General features: G+C 55.3%; 16 protein-coding genes. 5 read left to right on the top strand and 11 right to left on the bottom strand.

The genetic code is table 11. The annotated features are described in order from the left end of the window. Positions 1-8: 8 nt before the first annotated feature. From F8B91_RS05720 to F8B91_RS05700, 5 genes are all read right to left on the bottom strand, one after another. Positions 9-419, bottom strand: a complete 411-nt coding sequence (locus F8B91_RS05720; RefSeq protein WP_196502723.1) for a thiol-disulfide oxidoreductase DCC family protein — start codon at positions 417-419, stop codon at positions 9-11. A 175-nt stretch (positions 420-594) separates the two neighbouring features. Next, positions 595-1,884 (bottom strand): ATP-grasp domain-containing protein, encoded by a 1,290-nt coding sequence (locus tag F8B91_RS05715; protein ID WP_196502722.1) that lies wholly within the window; start codon positions 1,882-1,884, stop codon positions 595-597. Positions 1,885-2,141: 257 nt separating this feature from the next. Continuing rightward, positions 2,142-2,603, bottom strand: coding sequence for a tripartite tricarboxylate transporter TctB family protein (locus tag F8B91_RS05710; RefSeq protein WP_196502721.1), 462 nt, complete (start codon positions 2,601-2,603; stop codon positions 2,142-2,144). Next, positions 2,600-4,099: a tripartite tricarboxylate transporter permease gene (locus F8B91_RS05705; RefSeq protein WP_196502720.1), complete on the bottom strand. Its 1,500-nt coding sequence runs from the start codon at positions 4,097-4,099 to the stop codon at positions 2,600-2,602. Before F8B91_RS05705 ends, F8B91_RS05710 begins: the two co-directional genes overlap by 4 nt. Beyond that, on the bottom strand, positions 4,096-5,088 hold the full coding sequence (locus F8B91_RS05700; protein WP_196502719.1) for a Bug family tripartite tricarboxylate transporter substrate binding protein: 993 nt from the start codon (positions 5,086-5,088) through the stop codon (positions 4,096-4,098). The genes F8B91_RS05705 and F8B91_RS05700 overlap by 4 nt, the downstream gene beginning before the upstream one ends. A gap of 70 nt (positions 5,089-5,158) precedes the next feature. On the opposite strand from F8B91_RS05700, the gene F8B91_RS05695 reads away from it, so the two are divergent. Together F8B91_RS05695 and F8B91_RS05690 are read left to right on the top strand one after the other, a co-directional pair. Further along, positions 5,159-6,076, top strand: a complete 918-nt coding sequence (locus tag F8B91_RS05695; protein WP_196502718.1) for a class I SAM-dependent methyltransferase — start codon at positions 5,159-5,161, stop codon at positions 6,074-6,076. Positions 6,077-6,132: 56 nt separating this feature from the next. Next, the gene (locus F8B91_RS05690) at positions 6,133-6,732 is read left to right on the top strand and encodes an outer membrane protein (protein ID WP_196502717.1); all 600 of its coding nucleotides are present in this window, start codon (positions 6,133-6,135) and stop codon (positions 6,730-6,732) included. Positions 6,733-7,380: 648 nt separating this feature from the next. Here F8B91_RS05690 and F8B91_RS05685 read toward each other — a convergent pair. The 6 genes from F8B91_RS05685 to F8B91_RS05660 form a co-directional block, all read right to left on the bottom strand. Then, positions 7,381-8,472: a tyrosine-type recombinase/integrase gene (locus F8B91_RS05685; RefSeq protein ID WP_196502716.1), complete on the bottom strand. Its 1,092-nt coding sequence runs from the start codon at positions 8,470-8,472 to the stop codon at positions 7,381-7,383. Beyond that, the gene (locus F8B91_RS05680) at positions 8,453-8,956 is read right to left on the bottom strand and encodes a helix-turn-helix domain-containing protein (protein WP_196502715.1); all 504 of its coding nucleotides are present in this window, start codon (positions 8,954-8,956) and stop codon (positions 8,453-8,455) included. Before F8B91_RS05680 ends, F8B91_RS05685 begins: the two co-directional genes overlap by 20 nt. Continuing rightward, complete coding sequence (locus F8B91_RS05675) at positions 8,957-9,172, bottom strand: AlpA family phage regulatory protein (RefSeq protein WP_196502714.1); 216 nt, start codon at positions 9,170-9,172, stop codon at positions 8,957-8,959. 109 nt (positions 9,173-9,281) lie between these two features. Further along, the gene (locus F8B91_RS05670; RefSeq protein ID WP_196502713.1) at positions 9,282-10,094 is read right to left on the bottom strand and encodes a hypothetical protein; all 813 of its coding nucleotides are present in this window, start codon (positions 10,092-10,094) and stop codon (positions 9,282-9,284) included. Between the two features lie 151 nt (positions 10,095-10,245). Further along, positions 10,246-11,358, bottom strand: coding sequence for a tyrosine-type recombinase/integrase (locus tag F8B91_RS17065; protein WP_348641785.1), 1,113 nt, complete (start codon positions 11,356-11,358; stop codon positions 10,246-10,248). A gap of 276 nt (positions 11,359-11,634) precedes the next feature. Beyond that, positions 11,635-12,426 carry an SDR family NAD(P)-dependent oxidoreductase gene (locus F8B91_RS05660; protein WP_196502712.1) on the bottom strand — a complete coding sequence of 264 codons (792 nt, stop codon included), beginning with the start codon at positions 12,424-12,426 and terminating at the stop codon, positions 11,635-11,637. A gap of 96 nt (positions 12,427-12,522) precedes the next feature. On the opposite strand from F8B91_RS05660, the gene F8B91_RS05655 reads away from it, so the two are divergent. From F8B91_RS05655 to F8B91_RS05645, 3 genes are all read left to right on the top strand, one after another. Then, the gene (locus F8B91_RS05655) at positions 12,523-13,431 is read left to right on the top strand and encodes a LysR family transcriptional regulator (RefSeq protein WP_196502711.1); all 909 of its coding nucleotides are present in this window, start codon (positions 12,523-12,525) and stop codon (positions 13,429-13,431) included. A gap of 84 nt (positions 13,432-13,515) precedes the next feature. Beyond that, positions 13,516-14,469, top strand: coding sequence for a hypothetical protein (locus F8B91_RS05650; RefSeq protein WP_196502710.1), 954 nt, complete (start codon positions 13,516-13,518; stop codon positions 14,467-14,469). Between the two features lie 242 nt (positions 14,470-14,711). Further along, complete coding sequence (locus F8B91_RS05645; protein WP_196502709.1) at positions 14,712-16,664, top strand: L,D-transpeptidase family protein; 1,953 nt, start codon at positions 14,712-14,714, stop codon at positions 16,662-16,664. Positions 16,665-16,713 lie beyond the last annotated feature (49 nt).

Raw genomic sequence — 16,713 nt, 5'->3', positions numbered from 1 at the left:
TTATCCAGTTATGGTTGTCCAGGCGCCGCTGGCGGCGCGGCCATGGCCTTCTTACGAAGGCGGCGCAAGTGCCAGCGGTAAATGACAGGAGCCAAAACAAAGTCATACACCACCGAAGCAACCTGTTTTACGCCCGGCACATCCACAATCCGGACCAGCCACTTGTATTTGGGCATTTGCGCCCAAAGTACTAGAAATGCCGGAATGCCTGAGGTCAGCGTACCCTGATGCAGGACATAAAGCCGCCTGGCGGCAGTATCTGCATCAAGTCCCCATTGGGCAAGTGCCTCCGAATTTAGATCGTCGAACCGAATGGGCAGGCTGTTATCACCCGCATATTGCGCATAGTGACCAATCTCGAAATTGCAGACTGGGCATCTGGCATTATACAGAACTGCCGTTGTGGGTGCTTGCTTCATGGCAGTGGATTAGCCCTCAGCAATGCCAAATCCAACACCTGCTTTGTCGCAGAATGATCTGCGCCAACTCGCGACGCAGGTGGCATATGGTGTGCGGTCAAATTTGCGGTTGGTGAATGTCGCATAAGTCCCGTGTGTGTACGAAACGAAATGGCGGCGTGGGTCCTTTTGCCTACTAGGTTCCAATTTTGCGCTTGATGAGATCAAGCATCGCCGCCTGCATCCCGCCACGCATTACCGCCTTACTCTTGTCATTTACACTGAAACTTAGATTCATCGCGGCATTGGCTTCGAAGAATAGCAGGCGGCCATCCGGCATAACGTCGAAATCGACGCCGAAGAAATCCAGCGGAATTTTCCGGCAAAGGTTTTGCAGCCGCTGCCAGACACGCTTGTTTTCAGGCGTTTCCAAGTGATGCATGAGGCTTTCGGCCTGCGCCATGTTGCTGACCGCGGTGTCAATCTGGCCCTGCTGCGCCTCGTCCCTGATACGGTGCACGCTCCAGCTGTTGTTGAAACGGACATGGGAAATGAAAATCTGCGAACCAATCACCGCTGCCCTGTATTTCCGGTACAGGCCCGGCTTCAGTGGGTTGTCAATGAAGGCAATGGCGTAAAATTCAGAGTTGCCCAATGAAGGTAGCAGCGCCAGCAAATCATCAACCGTGTCGATCTTGAAAACACCGCGGCCCATTTGCTGAAAGGGATCCCGGATGATCAGGGGAAATCCGATTTCCCGTTCCAAAAGCAAGGCAACGGCGATTCTCTCGCCATGATGGTTCTGAAACCGCAGGATTTTCGGTACAACAACCCCATCGGTTCCCTGCAAAACCTCAGCATTGCGTTGCCGCGTGGTCTGCAGGACCTGGAATGGCGCATTCAGTACCGGAGCTCCCGTCCAATCCAGCGCGGCCTGTACTTTAGCCAACGTGCCAGGCGTAGCCAGAATTTCGGCCGTGGCCCAATTGTTGATAACGATGTCGGGCGTGGGCACGAACGACGCGCCGCCCGCAGCGGCCGGAAAATATGAGATGAGCCGCAGATCACCGGACATCTGCTTGAACAGGCTGGCAGGGGTGTTCTCATGGAAATGAAACTCAGCGAGCGACTGCGCCTTGGTCACCGTGGAAGGTGGCGCATTGAGAACCGCCACGACATAGCTCTGACTATCACCACGCGCAGTCACATAAACCGGTGCCTGTGATGCCAACCTTTCGGCAACGCGTCCGGAAGCCTCCGCGTCTCTTTTCAAATAAGCTCCAGCGCCGCGCATAAGTGAGAGTTCAATATCTTCGTTCTCGTTCACATCAATCTGGCTCAGGAAACCAGGCAGCAACCGTTCCACATCCCGGTGGCATCCTGAATTTTCCAAGGCGATCATCAACGAGTGGGTCATCGAGATATCGGCACGTGTGGGCACAGTGTCAAAATCCCACGGCACGATGTTCGCACATTCAATGATCATTCCAGCACTGAGCTGGTTGTTGGCATTGCGCCAAACAATGCGGCTGGCGGCAGGAAGTGCAGCCGCCCTTTGCCAGGCGGCACCTGCCGCTGCGATGTCGCCTATCTGGAACAGACATAAAGCGTAAAGGCCCAGCGTGTCGGCATCCGCGTCATATTCCTCAAGAATTTTCAGATAGGCCGCTTGCGCTTCAGCAAGGGCGCCACCTTGATGCAACGCCTTGGCTTGCTCGCGCATTTTGTCCAACTCTTCCTGCATCAGAAACTCCGGATCCAGGCAATGAAAGCGGGCGTGAGCATACCCTCATAGAGCTGCGCACCGAACAGCCGGTCCAGAATGATGCTGACCGTTACATACGCCGCAGCGGCTGAAACCAGCAGGGTGATCAATTTTTCCCGCTGAACGAAGCGGTGATAGACTGCAACCATCAGCACAGTCGCCACATCAAATCCAAACAGGATGATCGCCACAACACAACTCACCAGCCAGATCGCGATGCGCCACTGCATCGGGTCCAGCAGCGGCTTTTCCTGTGTCCCGGTTGCGCGTTGCTTCACATCTGACCGTAGCTGCAAAATCGAAAGCGCCAGGCCGGGAATGCCGACCAACAGCGGCATGAGCCTGGCCTCCGGACCAAACTTGGCTGCTGCATAGGTCACAAAGGCAGCAAAAATCGCGACCATGGTGGCACTTGCGCCAATATGTGCTTTGCTACTCATGCGTCCACCCGCATCTCACGACGGCGGCGATAGAGGGATGACGCCACGGCACCACATGTCAAAACCAGAAGCATAAAGGTCCAGGGCCGCAACAGGAAGCTAGGACCCCAAATCGAAAGCGCCTGATGCAGCGATGTTTCTGCAATCGGCCCCAACACGATGCCCACCGCGAAGGGTGCGCGAGGCCAGTCTGCCAGCTTGAGCACCACGCCTACGCCGCCCAGAACGATGAAGAGGATCAGGTTCTGCCATGCCCCACCCGCAAGGTAGCTGCCCGCAATGGACAGCACGGCGATGCTGGGCAACAGCAGTTCGGAACGCAAGGACGCCAGCCGCCCGAAAAGTGGCGCCAGCGCTAGCATCACCAAGGCTGCCAGAATATTGGAAAGGGCCAGCGTCCAAACCAATACCCAGATGACCTTGCCGCCATCGGCCAGAATGGCAGGTCCGGGTGTAAGGCCAAGTGCGACGAGGCCTCCGCTTAATATCGCCATGCTGGCGCTGCCGGGCAGACCGAACAACAGGGTGGGGAGCAAGGCGCCACCCTCCTTCGAGTTGTTGGCGGTCTCCGGTGCAATCACGCCCTCTATGGCGCCTTTGCCGAAAAGCTCCGGTGTCTTCGAAGTATGAGCGGCATGGCCATAGCAAATCCAGGTGGCCACATCGCCGCCAAGGCCCGGTATCGTCCCGATGAAGGCACCGAGTATCGATGTGCGGATGGTCAGACCCCAATGCACGAAAACGTCTCTGCAGCCCTGCAGCAATCCTGCGAAGTCAGGCGCCACGATGCCTTTGCGTTCTGTGTCACCGTCACGCCGGCTGAAGAACAGGAATTCAGGCACTGCGAAAATGGCCATAACCGCCGTCACCGAGTCGATTCCGTCCCACAGAAAAAGCTGCCCGAAGGTGAAACGCTCTTCTGCTGTCAGCGGGTCCAGCCGCACGGTGGAGAGGAGCAGACCAAACAGGCCTACCACCGCACCCTTTGCAAAACTCCTACCGCTGAGCGAGGCAATGAAGGTGATGCCGAAAATCGAAAACATGAAAAATTCGCCCGGTCCGAAGGCCAAGATCAGCGGGCGTCCAAAGGGAATGAGCGTACTGAGATAGAGGGCTCCAATCACGCCACCCACGGCTGAGGCCATCAATGTCGCGCCAAGCGCACGACCCGCCTCGCCTTTCATCGCTAAAGGGAACCCATCGACGATGGTGGCCGCATCAGGCCCGGTGCCGGGCACTCCAAAGAGGATGCTTGGAAAGCCTCCCGATGTATGCACCACCGCATGCATGGCCAGCAGGAACACCGCCCCTTGCAACGGCTCCATGCCGAAAGTGAAAGGGATGAGAAACACCAACCCCAGTTTGCCGCCCAGCCCTGGCAGCACGCCGAAAAACAGGCCTATCCCTGTGCCCAGCAGCAGCAACCAAGCCATCTTCAGTGTAAAGAGGCTTTCGACCGGTCCGAAAAGCGTAGCGAGTTGGAGAATCGAAATCACTCCGGCTTGAGGATAGTCTTGACCAGCTCTACCAGTTCGGGAGCCTGAACCAACACAGAAGAAATCCCTTTCTGCACCTCTTCTCCGCCAGCTGGGTCAATTGGCAGATTGGCCTGAATGGCTTCGGCAAGCAGTTGGGGATCAGCAAGGGCAGCGTCATATGCCTGACGGAGTGTTGCGAGCACTTCAGGGTCCATGCCCGGCGGACCCGCCGTGGCGCGCGAGTAGCGGAGTTGGTTATCAACAAGAGCAAAGGCGGACTGGTCGGAAGGCGCAAGCTTCTTCCGGTCAAGCGTGGGAACATCACCTTTGGCCTCGCCGCCATATTCCAGCAGGAAGCGTGCATCACCCGCAACCACATAGTGCTGGGCGGCACTCCGCGACTCCACCAAAAAGTCCACGTCACCGCGCAACACTGCCAAATCGGTTTCAGTGCCTTGGAACCCAAAGATGGGTTTCAGGTTCCAGCCGAGAATTTTCGCAAGAAGCGCCGATTCAAAATGGGTTGCCCCGGTTTTCCCGGTAACAGCAATCTTCAAAGGCTCAACGGTGCCATGCAAGTCGTCGATGCTTTTCAATGGTGAGTCTTTTCGCACCATCACCACCCGCGATTCCGACTCGACCTTGCCTATCCAACTCAGTTTTCCAAAGTCGAGCTTGTCACCATAAAGCCCGGCGATCTGACCGTAGATAAGGCTCGTATTGAAAATGCCAATTGTCAGTCCATTCGGTTGCGAGGCGTATATATATTGCGCGCCCGCCAACTGGCCGGCCCCCGGCACATTCTTCACCACGATCGTGGAACCCGGCAGGTGCTTTTCCATATATTTCGCAATCAGCCGCCCATAGGAATCATAGCCGCCGCCAGGCTTGGATGCGATCACATAGGTAATGGTCTTGCCCGCAAAGTCGGTACCAAAGGCCGTGGTGGCAAAGGCCCCAAGAAGAACGAATGTGGCGGGCCATCGCCTGAGCTGTGTCAAATGCATGCGACCTCCCAGTCTGCGCTTTTAAGTCGGTGCTTTTGCCGGCCCCCAGCTTCGTGTTAGTCAAGCGCGTATGTCTGTGATTGGCAAGGACCTGCGCGATCCCGACTCGTTCGGCGAGGACCTGTTTGCTATTGCAAACCGCGCTGCCGAATTGGCCCCTATCTATTGCCAGGGTTGTGCCAGCTATCACTGGCGCATTCCCGCTCAGCGTGCTCTGGGCGTGATTGAAAGCTTGGGCGTTGACCGGTATAAACTGGTCAGTGAGGTGCGAGAAATCCTCGGCCCTCGATATCTGACGGCTGACGAAATTTCGATTGTTTTGGCTGGCTCGGCAGATACCGGCCTGTTAGCAACATTGGCACATGCGGTTGCATCACTTTCCGCGGATGCGGTGCGGCGCACCACATTCTTAGTCATGGATCTATGCGCCACGCCTTTACATCTGTGCATGGAATTTGCCGCCCAACAAGGCTTGGTCTGTGACGTCAGGCAGGGCAATCTTCTCAATCTTTCGATTGAGCAGCCGGTTGATCTGGTGGTCATGCATGGCATCTTGCGCTTTTTTCAACTCAATGAACGGACCATGGTCGTGCGTAACGCAACCTCTTGGCTGAAGCCCCAGGGCCGTATTATGATTTCGAACTCGTTCGAGGCGATGTCCGACAGGGAAAGCGCGCAAAAAAGACGTGACAAAGAATTGACGCAGCAGCGCCTTGCCGACGCGGTGGAGCAAGGCCTTTTGAAAAGCCCGTCTGCCATGGAAGGCTTTGCCGCGGAGATGAGACACTCGGTCAAAGTTTCGATGCAACGCGACCGGATTTTCCTCACACTATCTGATCTTATAAATCTCGCCGGCAATGCGGGGCTGATCGTACAAAATTGCAGTTTTGCTCAAATTTCTGAGGGCGACGGCAAGCTTCCGGAAAAAAAGAGAATTATCGCAGTATTGAGGCCAGAACCAACGGAGCAGGTATCTCAAAAGAATTAAATGATTGACCCCGCCCAGCGCTGCCGCCAAAATGCCATGATCCAAAGGGTTGGGCTATGAAAAAGAAATATATGCTTGGCTTGTTGCTCGGCAGCACCGCGATCAGTGGCGTGGCCATGGCAGATGATTGGAGCGGCTTCTACCTTGGTGCCCAAGGTGGATATCTTAATTTGCCCTCGACCACGAGCTCTGCCAGCTCTGATGCAATTTTAAGCGGCGGCCTGCTGGGCATTGATGTCGGCTTTGATCACCAGTTCTCCAATAACTTCGTGTTGGGCGCAGTCGGCGATTGGTCATTTGTAAATGCGACTGGGAACGGCGTAAGGCACGGTGACAATTTTGCGCTGACGCTGCGCAACCTGGGCCGCGCGCAGCTCCGCGCTGGGATGGCGGTGGGTGAATCGAACAATACGCTGATTTATCTGGGTGGCGGTCTCGCCGTAGCGAATCTTGAGCGCGGTGGAGATTATAATGGGTCCAATACCCATCTGGGCTTTGTGGTCAGCGCGGGCGTCGAGCATAAATTTACCCCAGCGGTATCGATCAAGGCTGAAGCCTCGTATCTGGGACTGGGCAACAAGTCATACGGCAACAATGGCGAGAGCGTTGGTCTCGGTGGGCTGATGGCCACCTTGGGTGTCAATTTCCACTTCTGATTCACTTCAAACTTAAACCCTGCAACCTACAAAGTCAGTGTTATCGGCTGATCGCGCATTTTCAAACATTTTGCCGAGGCAGAATTGTACCCGCAATCTCCTCACGGCTTAGTCATTAAAAACCACACCCCCGATTTAGCAATCATCTTTCCTCTCGCCACTAACGAGGAATTAAACTATAAGTCCTGGCTCGATAATAATCCAACTCCCTGCACAAATAGTCGCGCCCCCTCTGTCCTACATTTTCCCTGGATTTTCTACGATGCCCGCTGCGGTGGATACCATCTCGTGCGCCGATGCTTTGTTAAAAAAAGGCTGATGTGCGGTCTGGGTCAAAGGCGGACTTGTTTTGACGAAAACACCTAGTCCGCTATCGGGCGAACACCTGACTCATGCTACAAGCGTTTGCTGCCCTTCCGATGCACCTTAGATTGACTGTAAGTGCCTTAGCCTGGTTTTCCCCTGCCAAGTTTACTCGAGTGCCGTCAAGACTGTTGTCATATCACTAATTGCTGACAGGCTAGCTGACCAGTTTAGCAGGTTGACTGCCTAGTTAGGGTCTTCAGGTCAAATTTGAATTTCCAAAATTCCAGGCAGATGATCGACGATGCGGAGTGGCACAGGGCGCATAACCCTATTCCTAGATTCTCATCCCAATTCCCCAAGCCTCTTGATCAGCCTTTTACGCTCGTCAGCTTGCGTTTCGTTTTTGGACGGCTCAATCATGATATCTGTAAGGACTTGCCTTCTACGGTGGTCATCAAGATCACCATAGCTCGAAAATGTAGTCATCACGTCCTCGTGGCCGAGATTCTGTGACCAAGCCTTGAACTCTTCTGGAGTTTTGCAAAGTTGCTGGCCCAGGCGAACCAGGGTCTTGCGGAAACTGTGGGGGTTGAAGGGGGCAAAACCAGCTTTAAGAAAGGCCTCTTTGACGATCTTGCGGATCGGGCCGGCATTGGTCCAGCTCCGACGCTCAAGACCCGCGCCAATGAAGTGCAGGTTTGGACCATTTATCACCTTGCTGATTGGGAAGAGGGGATCATCGGGACCGTAGAGTTTATCATTTGCCAAATAGCCAATCCAACCGGTCACAACGTCCAACGCGTTGCCGCCGACCGGAAAGAACCAAGATCTAAAGGTCTTGGCAAATTTGGTTTTGACCAGTCTGGCATCTTGGAAGACACAAGCGTCGTCGAGGTTGACGAGCCCAATCCTCATGCTTGCAACTGCACCGTCGCGCATGCCCGTCAGCAGCAGGAAAGCGACCAGTGCACGGTCTCGCTTTTCGGTCTCAGTCCCGTAAGGCATCAGCCTTAGTACGTGGTGAATCTGTTCAAGGCTGGGGACCGGGCGATTGCGCTTGGCAGTGGCTACACGCACGTCTTTTTCCGAGAGGTTGAAATAGTCGGCATGGCTGTAGGTAATACGGGACCGATAGCCAGGTTCCGCCGAGAGCCATTGGAAAAAGGTTTTGAGGGCATTGGAAGTTTGATGCTGCGTGGCCTTGCTGAGTGGCTTGCCCGTTGTTGCATTTGCCCGCTTGGCAAGATGGGCTTTGAAACTCACCGCCTGTTCTGGCCTAAAGGTACGAAAATCCTTAAACTTTGTGTGTTCTTCAAACCGTCGCAGGGCCATTGAAACGCCATCAATGGTTGCATCATCGCGGCCCTTTGCCTGCTTGAGAAAGGCATAGTAGCGATGCTTTAGGCGTTCGTTGTCAGGGTTGTACTTTATCATGGGTGTCTCCAGGGTCTCCCAAGTCACAGTTCACACAAGGCTTGGGGATATCGCCTATGTCCAAAGTTGCTTGCGGCAGCTGGATCACCAATTTCCCGGAAAAAGTGCCCAAACGAGCGAAACTAACCCGCCTGAAAATGCGTTTGCCGCAATCAGGGCAGATACCTTGGAAGTTGCCTGAAGACTCCGTGAAAGGCATATATGCAACACGTTTGTCGAGTGGTTCCTTGGGTGCTTTGCACTTCAAACAGAACAGTTCATGCGGCTGGCACTTGGAATAAGCTGACTTACGCTGGGCTTGCAAAAACTCCCGCACGTCGGTGCCGTGCAACAGATACGGGCGCGAACCGTCGGTAGTCTTCAGGCCTTTTGTTATCCATCCACGAATTGTGTTGCGATGTGTTCCAAACAGGAGTGCGAGCTCGTGCACTTCGTAAGACCGATTGATCTTGACCAGACCTGGATTTGGATAACGGCGGGTCATTTACGGAGTGCTCTGAACGCCAGTTTCGATCAACGCCCAAATTTCTTCAGCGCGCCACACAGTGATGCGCGGACCCAGCTTGAGCGGCTTGGGATAGCGACCTTGCTTCACACCCAGCCACCAGGTGCTTTTGGAAACGGGGATTGGCCCTTGTGGTGCAAGGATTGCGTACAGCCGGACATGGCCACTGCGGGGAAACTCGGGTGTGTTCGGCACGGTGCGACTCCATCTGGTTGAGGTGATGAAGTCCTAACTCGTTGGATTGCCCTTCAGGCCGAAATCGGTTTTGGAAAAACCGAAATCGGTTTTCGGTCAGCAATTTCGGTTAGCTATCTTGTGGCCTGATATGTGGCACCGTATCGGCCGCTTCCGTCAGATATTTCCTGACAGTATCGGCTTCAATTTCGATACCCGCCCTATTCAACAGATTGACGATTTCCTGCGCGGTGGGCGATTTGGCTGCCTTCGGATCGTATCCTAATTCTGAGATTGCCAGTCCCAATACAATCTTCAAAAGGCTCACTCTGGCCTTTACGGGCATATCCTTTTTGGCTTGCTCTAGCTGTTTCAAAGCCTCTGCCAGCTTTTGTGTTAAGTCCTCATTTTGCGCCCTTAACTGAGCGACTTCCGCAATGGTGGGGGAGGGCTGCGAAGGTGGTGATTGCGAGACATGCTTAGATAACATGCCCTGTTTCGCTACCAGCTCACGAAGCTTGTCTGGCACGACAAACTCTTTGGAATCTGGCCATTTCAGCCAATTTTGCGGGCTTGAGGTCCGCCCGATTCCTCCAGCTTGGACCGCCCGAAAAGCTGTTTCCCTTCTCGCAACAAATTCCTTTGCAAGAGCAGACGCCTGCTGTTGGTAGACAGCCTTATCAAAAATCAGTTTCTCAGGGTCTTTGCCCAAAGATAGTGCCGCAGCCTCGTCGTAGTTCCAATAGTCTTGTCTACACCAATGAACCAGGTTTGCACTGTATGTCGGGTCCTCCGCGAGATGATCGCGTCTCTGGGCGCGTTGAGCTTCAATTTTTGCCTTCTCAATAGTCCGCTCTTTCTCGTATTCCGCTTGAAGCTGGTCATCATCAAGATTGGCTAACATCCGGGCATAATTCACAGGAATGTCGAAGGATTCGGCCAATGAAATTATGCCTGACTTAGACCTTTCCTTAAGTTCCTTCGCCTTCTCGGGCGTTACGGAACCGTTTTCCCAAACTTGCGATTTTGCAGATATTCGATCTGTAGGGCCCGAATTTCGACACTGCCAGGAAGTTTCGCCAATCTGAACGCCCCTATTTTTGACCGGAGCGAAGCTGGACCACATCTCCGATTTGGCCGATGACGAAGCGTGACCATTTTTCCATAAGGTCGCGTCTTTTCTCCAGTAGATCTCCTCTTCGATACGCGGCCTCTGCCTTACTCTTGATCGTATGCGCGAGCGACATTTCGCACACCTCCCGCGTAAAATGGGTGCGTTCAGAGGCCCAATCACGAAAAGCAGACCTAAAACCGTGAACGGTATATGGCTGCTGCATCCGACGCATCTTCATCAACATGGCCATGTTTGACAGCGGCTTGCCTTTGCGGAACCCCGGAAAGACAAATTCCGACGTGCTATTTAACTTCCTCGCTACACCGAGAATTTCAAGAGCTCGATTGGAGAGTGGAACGCGATGCTCCTTTGAAGCTTTCATTCGAGCGGCCGGGATTGTCCAAGTCGCCGCCTCGGCGTTAATTTCGGTCCAACGCGCCCCCAAAACTTCGTTGGTTCGGCATGCGGTTAAGATCAAAAACTCCAGGGCCAAATCAGGGGCCGTTGGAGCTGCATCATGGCGCATGGCTGTATCAACAAACGCGGGCACGTCCATATAGGGCATCGCGGCCATGTGAAGTTTGCCGCCAGTGTGTCGGGGAAGGACTTCGACGAGGCCTTCTACGGGGTTGTCTGTTGACCTGAATCCCGATGCTTTTGCCCAATCAAAGACTACACGGATGCGCTGCAATACCCTTCGCGCGGTTTCGGGCTTACTTTGCCATAGGTCCGACATGGCGGCTAACACATCATGAGACTGAATTTGGTCGATACGCCTAGCGCCCAATTTTGGGAAAATGTGCGAAACCAAAGTATTGAGCCACTGGCTTCCATGCTTTTCGTTCTTCCAAGACGCCAGACGCACCTGATGCACGGTCTCGGAAGCTTCACGGAAGGTTGGAATTTGAATTCTCAGGGCTTTTCTCTGTGCTAGGGGATCTTCACCGGCGCGCGCCACCTGCCTCATTCGCTGGGCCTGCATGCGGGCATCCGCCAACGACACGGTTGTCAGCCCTCCGAGGCCAATATCTGCCCGCCGGCCTTGGATGACTGTTCTAAGGACCCAGCGCTTTGAGCCTCGATCATCGACAATGAGGTAGAGCCCGTTTCCGTCGGCATGCGCCCTGGCACATCCAATGCCCTTATCTTAGGTGGTGTCAGGGCCTTCGACGGATGTTTTCCTTTTGTCCGAACTTCGCGCATACCACATTTTGTACCACATTTTCTGTGGGATGTAATGGGACTGTGTAGAACCTAGAAGAACACAAAAATGCAGCGCGGGGACCAATTCACGGCACAAATCGGCTTGGATAGGATTTGCTCGGTTACCAGTTAGGCGGACTCCCTCTCCGCCATTTCGCCAGCAAACTTAACTGATAGTAGTGATCAGCCCGCCTTCCACATGGATGCTTGATCCATTGGTGGCGGCAGACAGCGGGCTGGCCAGATAGGCCACGGTTGTTGCGATTTCCTGTGGTTCGATCAGGCGCTGCAGCAATGACGGTGCGCGGTATTTTTCGAAGAATTCGGCTTCGATTTTTGCCGCCGGGGCCTTGGGCTCACTGGCCACGCTGGCCAGGAAACCAACAATGCCCTCCGACCGCGTCGGTCCCGGCATCACGGCATTGACTGTGACGCCCGTGCCCTTGGTCAGATTGGCCAATCCGCGCGCCACTGAAAGCTGCGCGGTCTTGGTGGTAGCATAGTGAATCATGTCGGAAGGGATGGTGATCGCCGATTCACTGGAGATGAAAATCACCCGCCCCCAATTGCGTGCCAGCATGCGAGGGAAATACGCCCGCGAAAGGCGCACGCCGCTCATCACATTGATATCGAAATAGGAGAGCCAATCCTTGTCGGTGAGGTCGGCAAAGGCTTTGCTTTCGTAGATGCCCAGATTGTTGATGAGTATATCCACTTGCGGAAGCTCTGCCATAAGTGCATTCACGCCAGCACCCGAAACACTATCGCCCACAATGCCGCGCACGCCAGCGCCTCCTGACGCTTTGATTGAAGCTATAGCCTCATCGAGCTTCGCCTGGTCACGGCCGGTGATGACCACCTGCGCGCCTTCAACCGCAAGGCTTCGTGCGATTTCAAGGCCGATGCCTGCTGTTGATCCGGTGACCAATGCGGTTTTGCCGTTCAGTTTCAAATCCATGGTGAGCTCCTGTAATTGCTTCACTGAAACCTAGCGGTTGCAATCATTTCAAACTATTCCCATAACTTGACCAATATCTGTGAATGGGGTTCATCAATGAAACGTATTTTGATGGAGCGGTCCGGCGAGTTGGAAGTCTTCATCCAGGTCGTGGCGGATCGTGGATTTTCCGCTGCCGCACGCAGCCTGGGTCTCACACCTTCCGCAGTGAGCAAACTGATCAGTCGTCTCGAAACCCGCTTTGGGGCGCGGCTGTTCATGCGCACGACGCGTGCATTGACCTTGACGGAGGAGGGCGAGGCCTACTGGCGATCCGGCCAGCAGATCATTCGCGAGCTGAATGAGGCGGAGCAATCGGCTTCGGCGGGCTCCATTCGTGGCCGCCTGCGCATCAGCGCGTCCATCCCTTTCGGCACAATGTTTGCGGGTAAAATCATCCCCGGATTTATTGCCAAATATCCAGAAGTGCTGGTTGATCTCAGTCTCAGCGACGACGTGGTGGATCTCTTGGCGCAGCGCATGGATGTGGCCATCCGCATGGGAAACTTGCCGGACAGCACCTTGCTGGCCAAACGCCTAGGCCAAAGCCGCCGGGTGATCTGCGCGTCACCTGCTTATCTCAAACGCAAGGGCACGCCCATGCAGCCAAAGGATTTGCGGGAGCATGATTGCCTCACCTTCAACTTTCGCCGCGCCAACGCAGCGTGGCCGTTCCGTGAGAAGGGCACCCGGATCGATCAACCCATCTCCGGCAACCTGCAAGTCAACAATGGCGAGACCCTGAAGCAGATGATCCTGGCAGGGGCCGGCATCGGCCGCGTGGGCCTCTGGCACGTGGCTGATGAAATCCGAACCGGAAAGCTTGTTGCCCTATTGGAGAAATTCAATCCCGGCGATTCCGAGTTGATGCATGCCGTATATGTGGGCGGCGGCCACGTCCCCAATCGTGTTCGCGCTTTCATCGATTATGTCGCGGACAGTTTCAAGGCATCCCGGCTGAGCTGATTTCAGCGCTTGCCAGAATTGCCCCCAGGCTTCAAGATTACGAAAAAGCAATAGCTTGGGGTCGGCAATGGGAGCAGGGCAATCATGAAATTTTTGATCGATGTGGATGAACTGCAGGAGCAGGGGCTGATCGCGGCGGATACGGCTGCAATGCTCAAAGATCACGCGCAGCGCGACACCGGCACAACAGCCATCAATATGCTGCTGGCCTTTGGTGCCATCGCTGCGGCGGCAGGCCTTCTGGCGCTCACAGCATCAGCCAGCCTCTCAGCCGTTTTCGGTGTGATCTTTATCGGGCTCGGCTGGTGGATTTCGAAAAACTACGAATTGAGCTGGGGCAAGTTGGGCAGCATCTGGATGATCGTGGGCGCACTCACCTTGGTGGGCGCAATCGGCATCCTGATTAACAAGCCATTTGAAGCCGGAATCATGGGCGCCATCCTCCTGGGCGGCACTGCGTTTCTGGCAGGCAGCAAATTGCTGGCTGCCTTCGTTCCCTTGGCGCTGGAATCAGCCCTTGGCGGCAGCACCGGTTACTGGTCGGCCTGCTACGAAATCGTCGTCTCAGAACCGACTATCACAATTGTCCTGTTCGCGGTGCTGGCCTTGGGCGGCTGGCTGCTCACGCAGCGGCTCAAAGGCGTCTATCAGGCACTGGCGCTCAGTTTCACGCGCATCAGTATCATCCTCGTGAATATGGGATTCTGGATCGGCTCGCTTTGGGGTGACACCCCGGGCCGCACGTGGCGCGCGGTCGAAGGCAGCTGGTGGACCATCAGCCAGCAACAAATCTCGCCCAAAGTTTTTGTCATTTTATGGGCGCTGGCTCTGTTGGGCGCAGGTTTTTGGGGCGCACGCAATGGGCGGCGCTTCCTCGTCAACACCGTGGCCACCTTCGGTGCCATTCACCTCTATACCCAATGGTTCGAATGGCTTGGCGCTGATCCTTTGACCGTGATGATTGCTGGCATCATGACTATCGCCGTCGGCCTCGGCTTTTGGCGCTACAACAAGGCACAATTACAAGCCGAAAAATAGCGCGTTGAAACTCATCAGCGTTTCCGGTTGATGAAGCACTTAGATGCCGCTTTTGAGCTTTGATCAGGACGCAAATGCGCCTTGCGCACAATTTTGTCGAAATTCGGCGCTTTATCTGGCAGAAAGGCGATTCAGTGCGGGCAGCACTGGTACCAGCATAATGCAGGCATGAAGACTCCAAGCTTTTGACATGAAGTCGACGCTTGGCACTGAAGGTGGAGTATTGGGTTTTGAAGCGTTTGATGCAATCGGATTCGAATTTTTTGAACAAGCTGCGCCGCGCAGGTATGGCCTTGGCTTCCTGTGCGCTAGGCCTTTCGATTCTGGCCACGACCCCGGCCTTTGCCCAGGGCCTGATGGGCAACATGGATGATGATACCGGCGTCGGCTCGATCAACGATCACGAACAGCCGATCAATCCACAAGGCAAGCCTACCACCGCAACTGAAATCGTCGATGGTTTGCAACAGAGCCCGATGCTGCAATCCAATAGCGCCCAATTGCTGCAGAACTCGCTGGCCAAGTATCAGAACCTGGCCTCGCAAGGCGGCTTCCCCAAGGTTCCGGCCAGCTATTTCAAAAAGGGTGACAAGGGTGGCGGCGTTGCCGCGTTGAATACCCGTCTCTATCTTGAGGGCTATCTGCGCGTTGAAGGCACGCAGGGCCAGTTCGCCACCATCTTCACCACCGCCACGCAGGATGGCCTTGCCCGCTTCCAGCGCAACCACGGCCTCGCCGTGAATGGCCGTGTGGATGAACCTACGCTGGCAGAATTGAATGTGCCGATTGAAAAGCGCATCGCCACCATCCAGGCCAATATCGCGCGCTTGGCCACCTACGGCGAAGGCCTGGGCGAACGCTACATCGTCGTCAACATTCCTGCGCAGCAGCTTGAAACCGTGTCCGGTGGACGCGTCTATGAGCGCCACAACGTCATCGTTGGCCGCCCCGCGCGCCCGACCCCGGTTGTGATGACGCCGATTGATACGGTGAAGTTCAATCCTTACTGGAATGCCCCGCTGTCGATCGTGCGCAAGGACATCCTGCCGAAGCTCAAGAACGGCAATGACTATCTCGAGAAGATCGACATGAAGATCCTCGAGGGCGGCCCCAATGGCCCGGTGATTGATCCGGCCACGCTGAACTTCAACACCATCGTGGCGCAGAATTATTTGTTCCGTCAGGAGCCCGGTCCTGAAAACGCCATGGCCACTGCCAAGATCGAATTCCATAGCCCCTTCGGCATTTATCTCCACGACACGCCGGAAAAGCCGCTGTTCAACTACAACAACCGCTTTTTCTCCTCCGGCTGCATCCGCATCCAGAACATGCCGCAGCTGGTGAATTGGGTGTTGAACGGACAGGATGGTTATAATCCCGACAGCATCGCCAACATGGCCAAGACGCTTGAACGTCTTGACGTGCCCGTGCAGGGCGCGCCGCAACTGCGCGTGGCCTATCTCACGGCTTGGCCGGCAGCGGGTGGCACCGTGGCGTTCCGCAATGACATCTATCAGATGGATGGTTCGGGCTTCATTCTGGGACAGCCCATGCCGGTTGGCCAGATGAGCCCGGATGGCCAGCGCTTTGTGCTGAAGCCACTGCCCAACACACCTCCGATCGACGCGTCGGAAGCCGATGGCAAAGGCTTCTTCGGTTCGGGTAGCAAGGCACCCAAAGCCACCACCATTGCCAAGCCGGGCGTAGTCAATATTTCAGCTGAAAGGGCCACTGGTCCCGCCGTGAATAGCGGCAAGGCCAACAAGGGCTTGTTCGATTGGACCGCCTATCGCAAACAGCAGGCTGCAGCCGCCGCAGGCCAGACGAAGAAGCTGGTGAAAAAACCCAAGGCGGGTGATCCTGCTGTAAAGGATGCCGCCAAGACCGACCCTGCTAAGGATGCAACCAAGACTGCCATCGCCAAGAAGGACGTCAAACCCGCTGACAGCAAGACGGCCAGCGCAGATAAAACCAAGCCCGTGGACGCCACTGTAGCAGGTGCCAAGGCCAAAGTTGTGAAGCCGGTTGATCCCAAGGCGGTGGCGTCTGCTGCTAAGCCTGCCGTGAAGCCCGTGACCAAGAAGCCCGCCTGCGCTGCAGGTGTGACGACGGCAGCCTGCAAGGCCGCTGTTATCACTGCCAAGGCCGTTGTGCCCGCCGATGCTCCGGCGAATGACAACGTAAAGACTCCCTGAGCCATGCGCGGATCGTCTACGGACGGTCGCCAAATCAGTTTTGCGCCTG

Source organism: Aestuariivirga litoralis (assembly GCF_015714715.1).
GTDB classification, from domain to species: Bacteria; Pseudomonadota; Alphaproteobacteria; order Rhizobiales; family Aestuariivirgaceae; genus Aestuariivirga; species Aestuariivirga litoralis_A.
The sequence above is the reverse complement of the archived record's forward strand: the minus strand, read 5'-3'. Positions and strand labels throughout refer to the sequence as shown.